Raw genomic sequence first — 19,172 nt, 5'->3', positions numbered from 1 at the left:
AAATCGCATTGGAATCTAATACCCTGGAGAAATTGACAAAAGCTGATCCTAACCGGACGTCCTTTTTCAAATTCAAAGCACAATGCTTAGGAAAAAATGGTACGTAGTTTTTGCCCCATTCTGTACAGCCTACCCGAAGGGTAGGGTGTTCAGAATTGAGAAAAACGCTTCGATTCCCATTTTATATAATCCTGTCACCCCTTCGGGGTTTTCCTTTGGAATATGACTGTGTTTGCCCAACTATTGAGCCTCTTTCGCCCAGAAAGAGCTCAATTGATCCAAAATATCCTAACTTAGCCCGGGTTAAAAATCAAGTTTATGCACAAGTTTATCAAGTTCGGTTTGATTGTCATTGCGGTGATGGGTTGTTCTACCCTTTTTGGCCAAAGCGCCCAGTTCCCTATCGTAAAAGAGTATGGGGGCATCTACGAAATCCCCGACGCGACAGAGCGGCCCGATCCTACCCTGACCTACAAACTCATGGTGGACCTATCCACTGCTGCCGAGGACAACAAACAAATTTCCCGCTGGGTGGACAACGTAGCCCGATTGATGAACCTGCATGGTTTGGCGGGGGTCCCCAAAGCGGCGCTCAAGGTGAAGGTGGTCGTCCACGGGGGCGCGATATTCACCTTGCTGAACAATGCGCAATACCAGGAGCGCTTTCAGACCGACAATCCCAATCTCAAGGTTTATGAAGCCTTATTGGCAGCTGGTGCAGACATTATGGTTTGTGGCCAATCCCTGATCGCACGCAAAATGGTGACGAAAGACCTTTGGCCAGGGGTAAGAGTTGCTCATTCCGCCTTGACGACCATTACGACCTATGTTCCACAGGGGTATGTGTTGTTGAAGTTTTGAAGAAAGGGAGGGGATGAATTTAAACCAATAGAATGACGGATTTTTCGAATGACGAATCTTGGGCACTTCGGCTACGCTCAGTGACCTCTCGATTCGTCATTCGTCATTCAAAAAATTCGTCACTCCCCTTACTCCACCAGCGCCGGGATCCCCTGCTTCTTAAACTCCTCGTTGTACCCCTGAATCTCCTTCTTCAGGTTCTGTAGCCCCTGCTGCTGCTTGGCCCATTCTGCGCTCAAGTCCGCAAAACGATCGCGGTTGCCCTGGGTGATGCGGGGGTCGTGCATGTCTACGCGGCCGCGAACGGTGAAGAGTTCGGCGCTGAGTTTGCTGGGCCAGTTGATCACGTCCTGGCCGTTTTTGGTGCGTGGTTCCACCAGTTCACTTTCGAGGTCGTTGATTTTTTTGACCAGGTCCTGGCCTTTTTTCAACAAATCGGCAGCGGCTTTATTGTCTTTGAGCACCTCGTTGTAGGCGTCCAGTTGTTTGCGGACTTTGCGCAATTGGTGCACCGACTGGTGGATGGCATTGATTTGTTCAGCCAGTTTTTGCAACATGCTTTGCTGGGCCTGCCAGTCAGCGGGGCTGACATTGATGCGAGGATCGGGCAAGACCTCTACACTCTGTTCCAGTACCTGACCGCGGTGGCTCAGGCGGATTTTGTAGCTTCCCGGTGCAACCCGATGCCCCCGGTAATCGCCATAAATGAACACGCCTGGCACATCGACCAAACCATCGGTGCGAAAATCCCAGGCAAAACGGTTCACCCCAGCGGCGGCGGGTAAAACGGGTTCCGGGGCTGGGCCACCAGGATAACGCTTGTAGTTTTCGTCTTTTTTGTTGCTCAACTTGCGGATCACCTTGCCCGTCGCGTCCAGAATTTCCACCCGCAGGGTATTGGTATCGGCTTTTTCCTTGAGGTAATAATCAAAAATGACCCCTTCTGCCCGGTTCATGCCCACGCCAGGAGCACCTTCACCCGAAAGGTAAGACGAGCCACCAGTGTAGCGTTGGGTAGCCTGGGGTTTGAACAAGTGGACCGTGGAAGTGCCTACTACCCCTTTGGCCTGTTGGAAAGCCCCCAGGTCGTCAAAAATCCAGAAGGCCCGGCCAGCGGTGGAGGCCACCAGGTCGTTGTTGCGGATTTGCAGGTCGGTGACGGGTACGATCGGGAAATTGAGTTGCAAACGATTCCACTGCATGCCGCCATCGGTGGAGAGGTAAAATCCCCGTTCTGCTCCGGCGTAGAGTAAACCCTTGGTCACCTTGTCTTCCCGAATGACCTTGATGAAATCATCTGTATCGATACCTGTGGCAATTTTCACCCAGCTTTTGCCGTAGTCGGTGGTTTTGTAGGTATAAGAAACAAAGTCGTTGAACTTGTACCGCGTGCCACAGATGTAGGCAGTACCCGGGTCGTGTGGTGAAACCTCGATGGACTGAATCATACATTCGGGCAGGTCTTTGGGCGTAATGTTGGTCCAGGTACGGCCATCGTCGCGGCTGACGTGTACGAGGCCACAATCCGAGCCAGTATAAATCACCCCTTTTTCCAAACTGGATTCGATCAGGTAATAGATGGTGTTGTAGTTTTCGCCACCGGCGCCTTCATTGGTGAATGGGCCACCGCCGACTTCCTGCTTGGTGCTGTCGTTGCGGGTGAGGTCGGGGCTGATTTTTTCCCAACTGATTCCGCCATCGCGGGTGCGCAGCACCACGTTGCCAGTGTGGTAAATCACCTTGGGATCGTGTGGTGAACTGACGATCGGGGCGTTCCAGTTGAAGCGGTACTTCATCTTTTTGGGCGGGTTGGCCAGGTTGAGTGCGGAATAGGCCATCACGTCCTTGCTCTCGTTGGTGCGCGTATCCAGGGCTTCGATGATGCCTTGGTAGCAACCTCCCAATAAGACTTGGGGATTATTTTGGTCAAAAGCAATGTAGGCGCTTTCGCACCCCGGCCCGATGAACCAGTCGGTGACGCCGATATCCGAGCCATTGTTGCGGCTGGAAATAACCACGGAGGTATTGTCTTGTTGCCCGCCATACACCCGGTAAGGAAAGAGGTTGTCGGTGTTGACGCGGTAAAACTGCGCGGTGGGTTGATTGCCCTGGGTGGACCAGCTGCGGCCAGCGTTGAAGGAAATTTCACCACCTCCATCATCCCCCAGAATCATGTTTTGGTTGTTCCTGGGGTTGATCCACAGGTCGTGGGTATCGCCGTGACCTACCCGGATAGTACTGAAGGTGCGGCCTCCATCAATCGAACGGGTCATGGGTGCATTGAGCACGTACACTACATCGGCATTGACGGGGTCGGCAAAAACCTCCATGTAGTACCAGGAACGGGAGTTGATGTTTTGGTCGGAGCTCAGCAGGGTCCAGGATTCGCCGCCGTTGTCGGAACGATATAGGCCCGACTTGGCTTTTTCGGCTTCCACAATGGCGAAAACCCGGTTGGGGTTGACGGGGGAAACCGAAATGCCCATTTTACCCAAATCCTTGGGCAGGCCTTCGTTGATTTTTCGCCAGGTTTCGCCCCCATCGGTCGACTTCCAAAGGCTAGAGCCCGGGCCACCACTTTCTACCTTCCAGGGTGTGCGGCGATGCTGCCAGGTGGCAGCGTACAAAATGCGGGGATTGGTATGATCCATACTCAGGCTGGAAGCACCGGAGTTGTCATCGACATAAAGGACTTTTTTCCAGGTTTTACCTCCGTCGGTGGATTTGTAGATGCCCCGCTCTTCGTTGGGGCCGTGCAAGGCACCTTGAGCGGCCACGTAAACTACATCGGGATTTTGTGGATGGATGACAACGTCGGAGATGTGGCGCGTTTTTTCCAAACCCATGTTTTTCCAGGTCTTACCTGCGTCAACGGATTTGTATACCCCATCGCCGTAGGTGGTCATTACCCCACGAACCGCGTGCTCACCCATACCTGCGTAGATCACGTTGGGGTCTGACTCGGCCACAGCGATGTCGCCTACGGTGCTGGATTTGAGTTGGCCATCGGAGATATTGGTCCAGGTCAGACCAGCATCTTCGGTTTTCCAGATTCCGCCACCAGTATAGCCACAATAATAGAGGTTGTCGTTGCCGATTACGCCACTCACTGCATTGGAGCGACCACCCCGGAATGGGCCAATGTTGCGCCAACGCAAGCCAGCGAAGTTTTTGGCATCAAAAGTATTGGTAACGACTGGTGCAGGTGTCGATGCAGCGGCCGGAGGCGTGGTTTTCTTTTTTTGCCCCCAAAGGTTGATGCTGAGCAAGAGTAAACCCAGCAAAGAGAAATGGTACAGTTTTTTCATCTTTTTGGTCAGTTGTGTAGAGCCTGACCAAATATAGGTAAGGGAAATCAATTAGAGGTACATTTCAGCAAGACTCTTTTTGATTTCCGTTCCTGAGTCAACCAATTTGGATTGCCTATTTTGTCAATACCTCCGAGTAAAAATTGCCTTCGCGGTACTCGTCCAATACATGCCGCACGGTTTGGGTGAGGTTTTTGGGCAGATTATCGAGGTAAAACCATTCAGCTTCTTTGAACTTATGGGTTTCTTTGGCTTTGAGTTCTCCTTCCCAATAATAGGCTTTGAAATACATGACAATACGTTGCTGCTGTTTTTTGATTTTGTGCAACACGTGTACCAAGTGCAGGTCTTCAGGTTTGAGTAAAATTCCGGCCTCTTCAAAACTTTCGCGGATGATGGATTGCCGGGCCGATTCGCGCAGTTCTACATTTCCCCCGACAAGTGTGTAGTTCCCGCCATTGGGTTTGGTTTGCTTCAAGAGCAAAATCTGACCTTTGTGGTATAGGATCAAGCGTGCTTTTACATTGATGTTGCCTGTATTCATTCGTCCGGGTTTGAGTGAGCAACGTATCTGTTGGGAATAATCAACGTCTACATCAGGGCCAAATATAGCAACACTTGGGGAATCACTCCATTAAAGTGCAGGCTAAAACATGGGGATGATACCCAACTAAGCATTTTTTACTATTTTTGTGTTTGATTTCCCGTGAACTTGCCTGACAAAGTGCCATTAACCTTAACTATTTATTCAACCAAAAGAGCGCTTATGCATTACGAAAACGTTCTGGCAACCATAGGCAATACCCCACTGATTCGGATGAATCGTATTGCGCAGGGAATTCCAGCCAAAGTATTCGCAAAGGTGGAATCCTACAACCCGGGGCAAAGCGCCAAAGACCGCATCGCCTTATTCATGATCGAAGAAGCGGAGCGCAGTGGCAAGCTCAAACCAGGTGGTACAATTGTAGAAGCCACTTCTGGCAACACGGGTTTCAGTATCGCAATGGTGAGCTCCATCAAGGGGTACCGCTGTATCCTCACCCTGACGAGCAAAGCTTCTCAGGAAAAAATTTCCCTCCTCAAATCCATGGGTGCCGAGGTGGTCATTTGCCCGGTAGATGTAGAACCAGCCGACCCTCGTTCCTATTATTCCGTTGCCGAGCGCATTGCGCACGAAACGCCGAACTCCTTTTACCTGGCCCAAAATTTCAACCTGGACAATGCGGAAGCGCATTACCGCTCCACCGGACCAGAGATATGGGCACAAACCCAGGGAAAAATCACCCACTACGTCTGTTGTGCAGGCACGGGGGGTACCCTATCGGGAACAGCTCGCTTTTTGAAAGAAAAAAATCCCAACATCAAAATCATTGGGGTGGATGCCTATGGCTCTGTTTTGAAAAAATTCTGGGAAACCCACGAATACGATCCCAACGAAATCAAGCCATACAAGGTAGAGGGCTTGGGCAAAAACATCATTCCCCACAACATGAATTTTGAGTTGGTGGATGATTTTGTAAAAGTTACGGACAAAGATAGTGCCTTCCAGGTAAGGGACCTGGCCAAATACGAAGGGCTGATGGTGGGTTATTCCAGCGGTTCGGCCATGCAAGCCGTATTTGAAATTGCCGATACCCTTACCGAAGATGACGTGGTGGTTACCCTGTTTTCAGACCACGGCTCGCGGTACCTGGGCAAGGTGTTCAACGACGACTGGATGGTGGAACAAGGCTGGATGGAATGTGTTCCTTCCGAAGCGGCTGGTTCAGTAGGTAGCACACCGCCAATCATTCATGAACACCCTGAACCTGCGGAAGGCACCAGTAGTTCGAGCGCCTATTTTTACAGCTACGAAGCCATGCGGGATCGCTACATCAAATACTATCGGACCTACCGGTTGAAGTACAAGAAATACATCCGCTTGACGCGGCAAACCCTGGGGCTGTAAAAGTTGAGAAGTTGAGGCTACCGCAGGGGCTTAGACATAGTCTTTGTCAAAATCGCTGCGGTAGCCTCAACTTCACAGTGATTTTTATTACCTTGACAATTCCAATTCCGACGTTTATTTTTGCGCCGGATTTATAAATTTCCGACCAAACATATGAAGACTGAAAAAAAACCAGCGTACCTGTCGAATGATGATATTTCGGTTCCACTGTTCAAAAACAAGTGGATCGATCGTTTCACCCGTACACATATCGCTATTCCAGTGTCGATATTTTTTGTGTACTCAGCCTGCTTGCTGTATTATACCAGTGTAAAAACTGACCTGAGCTGGCCAGTGGTGACAGGTTTGTTCTTTGCGGGTTTATTGGTTTTCACCTACGTGGAATACCTGGTGCACCGTTATGTATACCATATGGAAGGGGATACACCTACCAAAAAAGAGATGCAATACAAAATGCACGGGGTACACCACGATTATCCAAAAGACAAACAACGTTTGGCGATGCCACCCTTTTTGAGCATCACCATTGCCACCATTCTGTTGTTGATTTTTGAGTTGATCCTGGACAAGTATTCTTTCTCCTTTCTGGCGGGATTTCTGGTGGGTTATGCCATGTATTTGTTGGTGCATTATTCGGTGCACATTTTCCGCATGCCCAATAATTTCATGAAAGCCTTGTGGATCAACCACTCCATCCACCACTATAGCCCGGAGGATGCCATGTTTGGCGTTTCTTCACCTTTGTGGGATTATGTGTTTGGCACTACGCCCAAGAAGAAAGGGATCAAGACGGCGGAGATTGTGGTGAAGGATAATCTCTAGTTGTTCTTTTTTTAAGGATATAAAAAATCCGCAGTTGGACTGGATGGTCTGGCTGCGGATTTTTTTGTTTTGATTTTGACGACTCAATTGCCAATCGCCTGGTATGCCAGGTTTTTAAATTTTACTTCAATGTCGGTATTGTTCGGGAACGTCTGGGTCATGAGAATAATGACCAAATCTTCGCTTGGGTCAGCTACAAAATGAGTATCGAATATACCCGACCATGTGTAGGCACCTTTACTCCCCGGGTTTCCGGTATTTTCAGGCCCTCTGGAAATGGCAAACCCAAAACCGAAACCGTATCCCTTCGTCCAATTGAATTTGTCTCCTGTTTGCTCTGTTGTCATTAATTCAACTGTCTTTCTGCCCAAAATGCGTTTATTGTTGTATAGCCCATCATTCAAAAGCATTTGCAGAAACTTAAAGTAGTCGGTAGCCGTGGAAACCAATCCAGCTCCACCCGAAAAATAGGTTTTGTTGTTTGCATGTACGGTGTAATCAGAATAGGGTACAGGGCCAACTTTAGCCTCTCCTTTAATTTTTGCCAATTGTCCTGAAGCGTCAAGTCCATATAACGTAGCCAAACGATTTAATTTCTCACCAGGCAAATAGAAATAAGTGTCGGTCATGCCCAGGGGAACGAATATCTTTTCATTCAAAAATGCATCAAACGATTTACCTGAAATTTTTTCAATCAGATAACCCAGGACATCCATATTCATTCCATATTGCCATTTATCGCCAGGTTGGCTGGTGAGGGGTAATTTTGCCAGTCTTTTGGCCATATCTCCAATGGTTCCTGTGGTTACGCCCAAGCCATTGTAAATGTTATTTTGCACGTACATATCGTAGATGTGCGCCTGACCAAAAATGTCATAGGTTAATCCTGAGGTGTGATTGAGCAAATGTCTAATGGTTATTGGCGTTTTTGCTTTTTCAAGTTTGTAAGTGCGCGTCTCTGGATCGGTAACCATTACCTGCATTTCCGAAAACTCGGGAATAAACTTTGAAATTGGATCATCTAGTGCAAAGTATCCTTCTTCAAAAAGCATCATTACGGCTACATTCGTTACCGCTTTGGTCATGGAAGCAATCCTGAAAATGACATCGTTGGTCATTGTCTGGTTTGTCTCCATGTCTTTCATGCCAAAAGATTTCAGGTATCCTATTTGCCCTTTGCGCGCAATAAGCGCCACACCTCCCGCTACTTCTTTTCGCGTTACATACTCATTTAAAACCCGGTCGATGGTTTTTAATCGGGCCGCAGACAATCCACTTTTTTCTGGTGAAACAAGCAGTGGCGTGGTTTGCCCGATTGCTGGAATGGCTATCGCTGATATCAGGACAAAGGAGAGCAGGGTTGATCTGATTTTCATAGGTGTTGGGTTTAAGCCTCGGACTGATACGAGGCGGTGAGTGTAATTTTTAAAGGTGCTAGCAAATTAGTAAATTGTTTACAAGAATACAATAGAGCGTGCAATAAATAGATTAGAAGATGAGGTTTTGGTTGAGCTAAATTGGTGGATGGGGTTGCTGGTAGTTAGACTGGGTTGTTTGGCTGCAGATTTTTTTGTATTTTTATTTGGTTTCTTTAACCCTAGTCCTCATCCACACCTACAACCATGTATCGCAGCATCAAAATCCTGTTTGCATTACTGTTGTTTACCTACCAGTCCTTTGCACAAATTGGGCAAGAGAAGCCCTTTTTGAAATTTAAGAATATTTCGGGGAATTTTGGAACGCCTGGTGAATTCGCCCGCTGTATTATACAAGATAAACTAGGCTTTATTTGGTTCGGGACAGATGTGGGATTCAAATCATTTGATGGGTATAAATATAAAGAGTATAATTTATTTGAGGACGATATAATCGTAACTGCCCTAACTGAAGATAATAATGGAAACATTTGGGCATTTGCAGGTGCCGATGGAGCATATAAATTAGATAGAAAAAAGGATATTCTTACTAGGTATCATGTAGGGAAAGATACATTTGTTGCTTCCTTGAATCAAGTTTATCCATTAATGGGTTATGGTGAATGTTTATTTCAAGACAGTAAAGATGTGTTATGGGTTAGCACACATAATGGTTACTATAAATTCGACCCAAATCGGCAAAAATTTGTTTTAGCTGTAAAGCCTAATCAGAATTATGTTGCTAAAGTATTCAAAGGCTCAGATGGAAAATATTGGGAGATTCTAAAAAACGGCATTAGATTGTTTAATTCTAAAAATGACAATTTCATTCCATTTACTGACAGAAAAGGGGAGCTAAGCCAAATTCAATTCATTGGATGTGTAAATGAGGACAAACATGGAACCATTTGGATATCAGGAATCGGAGGGTTGTATTCATTTAACAGAAAGGGTCGTATCCTTGAAAATTATAGACATGATCCCTTAAACCCTAATAGCCTTAGTTTTGACAGGATAAGTGATATTTTAGTTGATTCTAATGATAGAATTTGGATTGCAGCAGATGATGGAGGGCTAGATCTTTTTGATAAACAGAAAAATATATTTTATCACTATCAATCTAATTTTAGAGATGCTGAATCTCTCAATACTAAACCGTTAAAGCTTTTTGAGGACAAGAGTAATGGCATTTGGATTAGTCATTATCAAGGTGGGATTAGTTATTTGGGAAAATATGCTAAGCCTTTTAGAATAGTTAGGGCCAATGTTGGAGATGCGAAAAGTTTAAGTTTTCCTTATATCAATACTCTTTTTGAACGACAAGATGGAAAAATATGGATTGGAACAGACGGAGGTGGATTGAATTTATGGGACAGAAGCACTAATTCTTTCTCGCAATTGAAACATAATCCATTTAGTAAAAATAGTCTAATTGATGACAAATGTGGTACTGTAGTAGAGGATAAACAAGGGACAGTATGGGTCAATTCAGCGGGCAAATCGGGTCTTAATCGAATTGATCTAGCTAGGAATAAATTTGACTCCCTACCTCCTGGAGGCCTTTATTATAGTAAAAAAAGTGGTCAGCTATGGCTAACAAAACAAGAAGGACTGTTCCTGTATAATAACGAAAGGCAGGCATTTAAATTGGTATTTCCAAAAATGTTTGGCCTGTTTGTTGATTCTGATAATGGTTTTTGGACATGGGTTGAGGCTGAAAAAAGCCTTTGCAAAATAGATTTTTCAACGAAAAAAACAGTCGACAAAATAACGCCAAACGCCATTGAGATCAGTGAAGACTCTAAAAAAAATATTTGGATATCATTGGCACCCCAGGGAGACACATTGGTAAGATACAATACGTCAACAAAAAAATATTCAGATACTCTATTGATAAAAAACTCAAAAGATCACCTTTATAATCGGATGGTCATTGACGATAATGATTGCATCTGGTTAGGAACCAAGGATGGGATTTATAAATATGATCCTCGTAATAAACAGCTAAGAAATTTTGATTACCAAGACGGTCTAAGTAGTAGTTTTTTTAGGTTTGGAAACCCAATTAAAACTCAGAAAGGGGAACTCATTTTTGGGTCTAACAATGGGTTAACTATTTTCCATCCTGACAGTATCAAAATCAACCCTATCCGTCCACCTGTACAAATAACCAATGTTAGCTTAGGCAATCAGGAAATCCCGGTTGCAGAATCGGTTCAAGACACAAATAAATGGGTGTCACCTTTGAAACAACATGTCCTGTTTATTGACAAAATAACCTTTAAACATTACCAAAATGATCTCTCTTTCGAATTCACCTCTTTAAACTACGACACACCCCTAAAAAATCAATACAAATATATGCTGGAAGGCTACGACAAAACCTGGATCAGCACCCCCGCCTCCGCCCGCATCGCCAAATACACCAACCTCCCCCCCGGCCACTACACCTTCCGTGTCATTGCTTCCAACAATGACGGCGTGTGGAATTACAAAGGTGATACCTTGAAAATCCACATCCTTCCACCCTGGTACTGGGCCTGGTGGTCTCAAACTCTCTATGCCCTTTTGACAATCGCTGCCCTCTATTCCTTCATCCGTTGGCGCACCAATGAACAACGCCTCAAAATCGCCCAGCAAGAACAAGAATTGGTCAAAGAACGCCAACTCAGCGAGCGTCTCCAACAAGTCGACAAACTCAAAGACCAGTTCCTTGCCAATACCTCCCATGAACTGCGCACCCCCCTGCAAGGCATCATTGGCCTTTCGGAAGCCCTGATCGAGCAAACCGACAATACCGATCATCAGGAGAACCTGGCGATGATCATCTCCTCCGGACGCCGCTTGAACAGCCTGGTCGACGATATTCTCGATTTTTCCAAACTACGCAATTTCGATATTGCCCTGACGCAGAAACCAATCGATCTGGCCTCTTTGGTCGATGTGGTGCTGAACAGCAACAAGCCGCTCGTGCGCGGCAAAAACTTGAGCCTGATCAATGCCGTTTCACCTGAATTGCCTTCTGCCCTGGCCGATGAAAACCGATTGCAACAGGTTTTATTCAATCTCGTTGGCAATGCGATCAAGTTCACCGAAGCTGGACACATCAAAGTATCTGCACAAGAACAAGAAAGTCAGTTGCTAGTCAGTGTAGAAGATACGGGTACTGGAATCCCTGAAAACAAACGGGAAGTCATTTTCCAGGAATTTGAACAGGCCGATGGCTCCATTTCCCGCGAATTTGCGGGAACGGGCCTGGGCCTGAGCATTAGCAAACGATTGGTGGAATTACACGGCGGAAAAATGTGGGTAGAATCGGAACTGGGCAAAGGCTCTACTTTTTTATTTACCCTGCCCCTCTCAACCGAGAAAGCCGCAATGGCCAATTTGCCTCAGCACAAAGTTTCAAATATTGTTGCAAGTACCTTGCCTACAGAACTAACTAAATCGCTATTTAATGTTGATGAAAAAGAAATCATCCGAGTGTTGGTCGTCGATGATGAGGCCATCAACCAGCAGGTGATCAAAAATCATTTGATCGGCGAGCACTACCAACTCACCCAGGCCATGAACGGCGAGGAAGCATTGCGCATCATCGAATCTGGCACTCAATTCGACCTAGTACTTTTAGACGTAATGATGCCCCGTATGTCTGGCTATGAGGTCTGTCAAAAAATCCGCGAGCGCTTTTTGCCCTCCGAATTGCCCATTATTATGGTGACCGCCAAAAATCAGGTACAGGACTTGGTACAAGGTTTGGGCTTGGGTGCCAACGACTACCTAGCCAAGCCCTTCAGCAAGGAAGAATTCTTGGCACGGGTACGCACTCAGTTGGATTTGCATCAAATCTTTGGAGTTACCGCCAAGTTTGTGCCCAACGAGTTCATCAACTCCTTGGGCCGCGAGCGCATTACCGACGTACAGTTGGGCGATCAAAAAGAACGAGAAGTTACTGTTTTGTTCAGCGACATTCGAGATTACACCACGCTTTCGGAGTCCCTCAGCCCTGAAGACACCTTTGGTCTAGTCAATGCCTATAACAGTCGGATGGGTCCAGTGATTCAGGCCAATCGCGGCTTTGTCAATCAATATCTTGGCGATGCAATCATGGCCATTTTCCCACAATCACCAGCCGATGCACTGCAAGCGGCTGTAGACATGCAACGAACCCTGGAAGCGTACAATCAAGAGCGGATTGCCAAAAACTGGCCAGCCATCCAGATCGGCATCGGTATGCACACCGGAAAACTGATCATGGGCATTATCGGCGACAAAAACCGTATGGATGCTGCCACCATTGCCGATACGGTCAACACTAGCGCCAGGATAGAGAGTTTGACCAAACATTACGGTGCAAACATTTTGATCAGCGGGGAGAGCCTGGCCAAAATTGAACATCAAAGTGTCTTCCATTTCCGTAACCTGGGCAAGGTGAAGGTGAAAGGGAAACAGGTTCCCATCGAGGTATTTGAATGCTTTGATGGTGACGGAGCTGATCAAAAGGCATTAAAAATTCAAACGGCAGAAGCCTTCCAAATGGGGTTGAGCCTTTATCACACTAAAGCTTTTGCTGAAGCAGCTGTGGAGTTCAGAAAGATTTTGCAACTTAATCCAGAGGATCGTGTGGCGGATTTCTTTTGCAAAAAAGCCATTAAAAATGCTTACGAAGGTGTGAGCGAGGATTGGACGGGGGTAGAGATGATGGAGAGTAAGTGAAATCTGTGTTCCCAATCTATCTCTTAAATTTAGACAAGCTCTAAAGTGTACCCATCCCGCTAAGCTCCAATTTTATTCGATTAACCCCGGATACCTCCTCTTAACAATGGCCTTTTCTTCCGCATTCAATTCATTGATATCAATGGGCTTATCCTGAGGCCGGGTCCCTTTCTGATTGAGCCTGTTCATCAGGCTCCAGTTGCGAATGGTTTGCCCTTGTTTAGGGTCAGCAGGTTCTTGTGCTTTCAAATCATAACGGGTAAAATCAATCACCTTTTCCTGATCGTTTTGGTTCCGGTTGGACAGCAATGCCAGTCTGAAATCTTTATTCATGAACCACCTGATTTGCAGGCTTGTATCAGATGCACAAACGCCAGAGCCGCGCTGAACGAACCGATAGTTGATGTTTTTATTATTTTTAAATTGTTTCCGCCAGGCCATTCCCAATTCTCCATGGGTGATGCCTTTGGTTTGGGGCCAGCGTCTACGCAATTCACTCAGCCAGATATTCAGCCCTTCCATGCCATCGTTCTTTTTGTTGACTTTCAAAAGGCTTAATTCCCAGATGCAGGTTACCCAGGCAAAATTATTGAGTTCATACCCTTTATCGAAATGCGCGGCCGTCGTTGCCAACATTTCTTTGGTTCCCAAGGGTGTACCTTGCCGGAGAATTGTTTCGATCGGGCCAACACCTTGCCGGCTACCGCACCTCACTCCATTGATAAATTGGGCGGCGGGATACCTTGCATTGATGAAATCAACGGTCCAACCATCGAGGTTGACACAATCGATCCGGTCCTTTTTGCTTTGTGCGGGCTTACAGAAATGTTCGCTTGAAGGATAATAAGGATATGAAATCGAGCCCTCGCCATCACCATTGTCCACGGCATACTGGCTCCAGATATTCCCCTGGCAAACATGGATTCCTTCCTTCTCCGCCAGGTATTTGAGATTGTCAGCAGCGAGGAATCCTGAAATAACGCTCAGCGGGCGGTACCCGCCACCAACCAAATCAGAGACCATCTGCAGCCCTTCATGCAGATCCCGGTTGATTTGCTCTCGGGTATTGTGCATATTGGCGAAGAAGCCTCCTGGAATAAAAGTGATTTCATCGCCGTACTTTTTATGGTAAAAAACGATCTGCTTCTTTAATTCCAGATAGTTTTCACGCTGGTCTTTAAGTGCCAACCAGCTAAGCGCCCAGGTAATTTTGGCCCCTGGCAAGTTTTTCTCAATGGTTTCCCGGAAAAGGCGGGCTGAAGCGGCAGTATGTATTGCTGATTCATCGGTTCCGATAGCAGTATCTCTCCTTACCTCAATCTGATTCACCCTGATTAAGGAACAAATCGTGAGAAAACGGTTTCCCATCAATTGCGGGAATTTATTTTCCTGAGCTTTTACGCTTTCACAAGATACCCATGGGATGATTACCATCAAAAAGAGTATCCTGATGCTTATTTTTCCAATTTTTTTGAGATCTCCCATATTGGAAAATGATTGGTATTGAGATGTAGGCTGATTTCAGGATAAATTTTAAGCCGAAGCATCAACCCTATTTTGATCGCCCTTCTCCGGCATCACCCCCTGCAAAATCCCCGCAATCCCCATCACCAACAAACACCCGATCAAGTTCAACCACAAATACGCCACGCGCACTGGAATGATCCAACCGAATAGGTTCAGATCGATTTTGTACTCACTGAGCACATACACCACGATGACGATGATTTGGGTCAAAATAGCGGCAATGAACACGGCCCTACCCTTTACTTTAGGCTGGAAGAAAGCGGCCAGGAACACACCCAGGATGACGCCGTAAAAGATAGACCCGATGATGTTGACCGCCTGGATCAAATTGTCGAACAACTGGGCCGAGAAGGCAAAAGCCAGGGAAATCAAACACCAGGCTGCCACAAAAAACTTGGACATCCGCAAATAGTGGCGGTCACTCGCCTCCGGTTTGTACAAGCGCTGGTAGATGTCGATCACGGTTGTAGTGGCCAGCGCATTGATGGCCGAAGCACCCGAGGAACATGCCGCAGCCAAAATCATGGCCAGCAGCAAACCAATCACCCCAATGGGCATGTACTTCAACACATAGGAAATAAAAACGTAGTCGGTATCTTTGGTAGCTGCGTCGGGCACATGGTCCTTGATGAGGGTTTTGGCGTCTTCCCGCAGTTGCAATTCCGTGGCATGTAGGGTTTCCACCTCTGCCTTTGCCAGAGCAGTGCCTTGGTCATCGCCGCTGCGCATGGCTTTCATCATTTGATCTACCGCAGTGCGCCGTTGTTCAAATACCAGTTTCTGCTGGGTTTCCAGCACCTGATACTGCTCCGCCGCGCTGCCACTCAGGCGATTCACGTTGTTGGAATTGAAGTGCAGTGGGGCTTGGTTAAACAGGTAAAACACAAAAACCAGCACCCCTACCCCCAAGATCAGGAATTGCATGGGCACTTTGATCATCGCATTGAGCATCAGCCCCAAACGCCCTTCGGCCAGGGACTTACCACCCAGATAGCGGGCTACCTGAGACTGGTCGGTGCCAAAATAGGAAATGGCCAAAAAGGCTCCCCCAATGATGCCCGACCAAAAATTATATCGATTGGATAAATCAAATTCAAAATCCACCAGATTGACTTTGCCCATTTTACCCGCAATGTTCAGGGCATCGCTGAAATGGACATCGGCAGGCAATTGGAAAAAAACGATTCCTGCCGCCAGAAACAAGCCCAGCCAAATCACTGAAAACTGCAAGGTTTGGGTGTAACTCACCGCTTTGTAACCACCCACGTAGGTATAGGCCAGAATCAAGCCAGCAATAAACAGGATGGTGAAATTGAGCGACCAACCCAGCAACTGCGACATCACGATGGAAGGGGCAAAAAAGGACAAGCCCGTAGAAAAGCCTCGTTGCAGCAAAAACAAAAGCGCGGTAAACACCCGGGTATTCACGCCGAAACGATTTTCCAGGTATTCATACGCCGTATAAATCTTGAGCTTGTAATAGTACGGAATGACAAAAATGCTCAAAAAGATCATCGCCAGGGGCAACCCGAAATAAAACTGCACAAAGCGCATACCATCTTCGTAGGCCTGGCCGGGCAAGGAGAGAAAGGTGACTGCGCTGGCCTGTGTCGCCATGATGTTGAAGCCAATGACCATCCAATTCAGGTCATCGCTACCGCGCATGTGGGTTTCAGAAGAACGGATGTGGCGGGTTCTCCAAATTCCGTAGAGTGCGATTCCAATGAGGGTGGCCAGCATAACCAGCCAATCGATCCAGTTCATAGGTTGTCAGGCAAATAATCGAGTAATACAATAAAACAGCGCAATCAATACTGCATTGAACACAAAGACCAGGAAATAAACTTGATTCCAGGACTTGAAAAAAGGTGGTCTATCGAGCATAGGTATATGGTTTAAAGCAAAGCACAAGGTTCAAACCCGATCTGGCACTTCGGCTCCGCTCAGTGACCGGATCGGGTTTGAACCTTGCGCTTTGCTTTATTTCCCAATCGAAATCATATTCGCAAAAAGCCGGAACGCCCCCGGCACTCCCGCAGGCAATTGCCGGAACCAGGAATACCCCGTGTAGATGTAATGCCCCGACCCATATTTAGCCACCAGCAAACCACCATCGCGGGCGGGTTCACCAGGGTCATTGGAAGAGAGGATGGCCTCAAAGTTGGTTTTGTCCCAATCGTTCGGAAAGTACAAGCCGCGTTCTTGCACCCAGCCACTGAAGTCCTGAGCTGTGATTTTGTTGGGCTGGTTCAAGACCTTGTGTTCAGGTTTGAGGAAACGAATTTCGGCATTCTCGTCGGTTACCCGATCACGGGACACACTCAATTTATACGGTGCCAATTCTTTGGCTTCCACCTTGTATTCAAAATTGGTGTTGTACTGAACAATCATGGTTCCACCTTTGCGTACGTATTCCAGCAGGTTGTTTTGGCGATAAGCCAAAGCATCGATGGTATTGTACGCCCGAATCCCCATGATCACCGCGTCGTATTTGGTGAGGTTTTCCGGAGTGAGGTCCTTTTCGCTCAGCATGTCGACTTTATAGCCGATTTGCTGCAAACTGGCAGGAATGTCATCGCCCGCGCCGGCTACATAGCCAAGCAATTGGCCTGCTTTTTTCAACTCGATATGGGCCACTTTAGCTTCCGCACTCAGGAAAACGGTTTGGGTGGGAATGTGATCGTATTTGACTTCGATCATTTCCTTGCTGAAGTTTTCCCCATCTATAGTCGCTACCGGGTGGATTTTGCCTTCGCTGGCACCTGCTGGCGGGGTGAGCATAAACTTGAGGCTTTTTTCATCCCCTTTTTTGACAATGTTAAAGTCGATGGAAGCAGGTTCAACTTTCCAACCTGCAGGTACTTCCAGTTTGAGGGAACCGCTGATGTTTCCTTTCCCTGCCTTGACTTGTACACTCACCGACTTGGCGTCATTGTCACCAAATACATACACCTTCTCGGCTACTTTGGTGAACACAGGAGGGATCACTTCAAAAGGGCGGTAAATTTCTCCTTTGGCCGGATCGGCATCTTTGTAAACGATATCAGATTCGTAGACGATGGGGATACCTGCAATTTTATAATGGTAGCGGGCTTTGAAGGCGCGTTGGGTTTCTGGTTTGCCGCGCATTTGCTGCTCTTTCACGGTGTACATACCTGTGCTTCCAGGATCGGTCAACCAGTAGGGATTGGTGTAGGCCATGTCTTTGGGCAGGCGCACTTTACGTGGCCACACCAGACCCACGTTGTTGCCCATGGGCTTGTTGAAGCTGGTGTCCAAACCAATCGGGTCGATGCTCACTTTGTCCAACACCACTGCTACCCCGCTGCGGTTGATCACTTCGGTGCGGATGGTCATGTCGTCGCCAGGAGCCGCTGAGTAGTCGGCAGTGGCCGTTTCGTGGTAAAGCCCGAGGCAGGCTCTGATGACTTCTTTGATTTCTACCAGTTTGACTCTTTTCCAGTACCCGTCAGGCAATTTTTCAATCAATTGGTAGGCTTTCAACAATTCTGGAACACTGGCGGAAGGGTTGTCGAAACGGAATTTGGTTTTTACTGCCGCCAAAAGTACCCCGATAGGAGCGCCCCCTAGAACCCGGGTCCAGGTTGTGTTGATGCCTTCAAACATATCGGTTTTCACCTTGGGCTCGTCGCCCTTGATGAATTCCATGTATTCCATGCTCGAACCCCTGGAACCCATGGAGCCAAAGCCCTGGCAACGGTGCTGGCTGCGACTTTCAGCAGAAATTTCGGTGTTGGATTTACCCAGGTTGGGGAAATACACCCCGGCATCTACGCTGTGCAATTTCGATTTATCGGCTTTTTCAAAAGCGGCACGGCTGCCAAAGAAAAACCAGGAGATGTTGAAAAAGGCCCGGCGAGGCTGCCAGGGTTTGACATAAGCCAATTGCTCAGGATAAGCTTGTGGGTTATTGGCCAGGTCAAAAGCTTCCACGGAAAGCACTGCTGATCCGGTATGATGGCCGTGGGTCGTACCAGGTGTGCGATGGTCAAATCGGTTGATGATTACGTCGGGTTGCCATTGGCGAATGGCCCAAACTACGTCCCCCAGAACATCGCTGCGATTCCAGGTTTGGAAGGTTTCATCGGGATTTTTGGAAAAGCCAAAATCGTTGGCACGGGTGAACATTTGCTTCCCCCCATCAATCCGGCGGGCCGCCAGCAGCTCTTGGGTGCGCAACAAACCCAGCAGCTCCCGAATTTCAGGGCCAATCAGGTTTTGCCCGCCATCTCCCCGTGTAAGCGACAGGTAGGCCACATTGGCTTTGCGCTCATTGGCCAGGTAAGAAATGAAAAGGGTATTTTCATCGTCGGGGTGTGCCGCAATGTAAAGCGCTGAACCTAAAAAATTCAGCTTCTTGATGGCTTCGTAAATTTCCCCGGAGCTGTAACGTTTGGGTGCCTGAGCACGAGTGGAAGTGAATGGAAGGGTCAATACCAAAAGAAAAAAAAGTATACTCCAACGCTGCATAGGTGATTCGGTTTTGTTGCGGTAAAATCGAGTGCAGCAAATATACATTTTGCAGCGCAGAAAGTTTGCGAAAGATGGGTATTG

General features: G+C 47.3%; 10 protein-coding genes. 4 read left to right on the top strand and 6 right to left on the bottom strand.

The window, feature by feature from the left end; translation table 11 throughout:
* Positions 1-318 precede the first annotated feature (318 nt).
* Positions 319-861 carry a DsrE family protein gene (locus SFV55_RS09650; RefSeq protein WP_320029285.1) on the top strand — a complete coding sequence of 181 codons (543 nt, stop codon included), beginning with the start codon at positions 319-321 and terminating at the stop codon, positions 859-861.
* Positions 862-989: 128 nt separating this feature from the next.
* On the opposite strand, the gene SFV55_RS09645 is transcribed toward SFV55_RS09650, so the two are convergent.
* Together SFV55_RS09645 and SFV55_RS09640 are read right to left on the bottom strand one after the other, a co-directional pair.
* Complete coding sequence (locus SFV55_RS09645; RefSeq protein ID WP_320029284.1) at positions 990-4,169, bottom strand: VPS10 domain-containing protein; 3,180 nt, start codon at positions 4,167-4,169, stop codon at positions 990-992.
* Between the two features lie 115 nt (positions 4,170-4,284).
* On the bottom strand, positions 4,285-4,713 hold the full coding sequence (locus SFV55_RS09640) for an NUDIX hydrolase (protein WP_320029283.1): 429 nt from the start codon (positions 4,711-4,713) through the stop codon (positions 4,285-4,287).
* Positions 4,714-4,935: 222 nt separating this feature from the next.
* Between SFV55_RS09640 and SFV55_RS09635 the strand changes: the two genes are divergently transcribed.
* Complete coding sequence (locus tag SFV55_RS09635) at positions 4,936-6,117, top strand: cysteine synthase family protein (protein WP_320029282.1); 1,182 nt, start codon at positions 4,936-4,938, stop codon at positions 6,115-6,117.
* Positions 6,118-6,270: 153 nt separating this feature from the next.
* Complete coding sequence (locus tag SFV55_RS09630) at positions 6,271-6,939, top strand: sterol desaturase family protein (RefSeq protein WP_320029281.1); 669 nt, start codon at positions 6,271-6,273, stop codon at positions 6,937-6,939.
* Between the two features lie 83 nt (positions 6,940-7,022).
* Here the strand turns inward: SFV55_RS09630 and SFV55_RS09625 are convergent, their stop codons facing one another.
* Positions 7,023-8,315, bottom strand: a complete 1,293-nt coding sequence (locus tag SFV55_RS09625; RefSeq protein ID WP_320029280.1) for a serine hydrolase domain-containing protein — start codon at positions 8,313-8,315, stop codon at positions 7,023-7,025.
* A 246-nt stretch (positions 8,316-8,561) separates the two neighbouring features.
* Between SFV55_RS09625 and SFV55_RS09620 the strand changes: the two genes are divergently transcribed.
* Entirely contained in the window at positions 8,562-13,070 is a 4,509-nt protein-coding gene (locus SFV55_RS09620; protein ID WP_320029279.1) for an ATP-binding protein, read from the top strand.
* Positions 13,071-13,142: 72 nt separating this feature from the next.
* Here the strand turns inward: SFV55_RS09620 and SFV55_RS09615 are convergent, their stop codons facing one another.
* From SFV55_RS09615 to SFV55_RS09605, 3 genes are all read right to left on the bottom strand, one after another.
* Positions 13,143-14,438: a DUF3863 domain-containing protein gene (locus SFV55_RS09615; protein WP_320029278.1), complete on the bottom strand. Its 1,296-nt coding sequence runs from the start codon at positions 14,436-14,438 to the stop codon at positions 13,143-13,145.
* A gap of 165 nt (positions 14,439-14,603) precedes the next feature.
* Positions 14,604-16,361 (bottom strand): sodium:solute symporter, encoded by a 1,758-nt coding sequence (locus SFV55_RS09610; protein WP_320029277.1) that lies wholly within the window; start codon positions 16,359-16,361, stop codon positions 14,604-14,606.
* Positions 16,362-16,577: 216 nt separating this feature from the next.
* Entirely contained in the window at positions 16,578-19,088 is a 2,511-nt protein-coding gene (locus tag SFV55_RS09605) for a PIG-L family deacetylase (RefSeq protein WP_320029276.1), read from the bottom strand.
* Positions 19,089-19,172 lie beyond the last annotated feature (84 nt).

Origin of the sequence: Haliscomenobacter sp. (assembly GCF_033763495.1) — a bacterium.
Classification (GTDB): Bacteria; Bacteroidota; Bacteroidia; order Chitinophagales; family Saprospiraceae; genus Haliscomenobacter.
The sequence above is the reverse complement of the archived record's forward strand: the minus strand, read 5'-3'. Positions and strand labels throughout refer to the sequence as shown.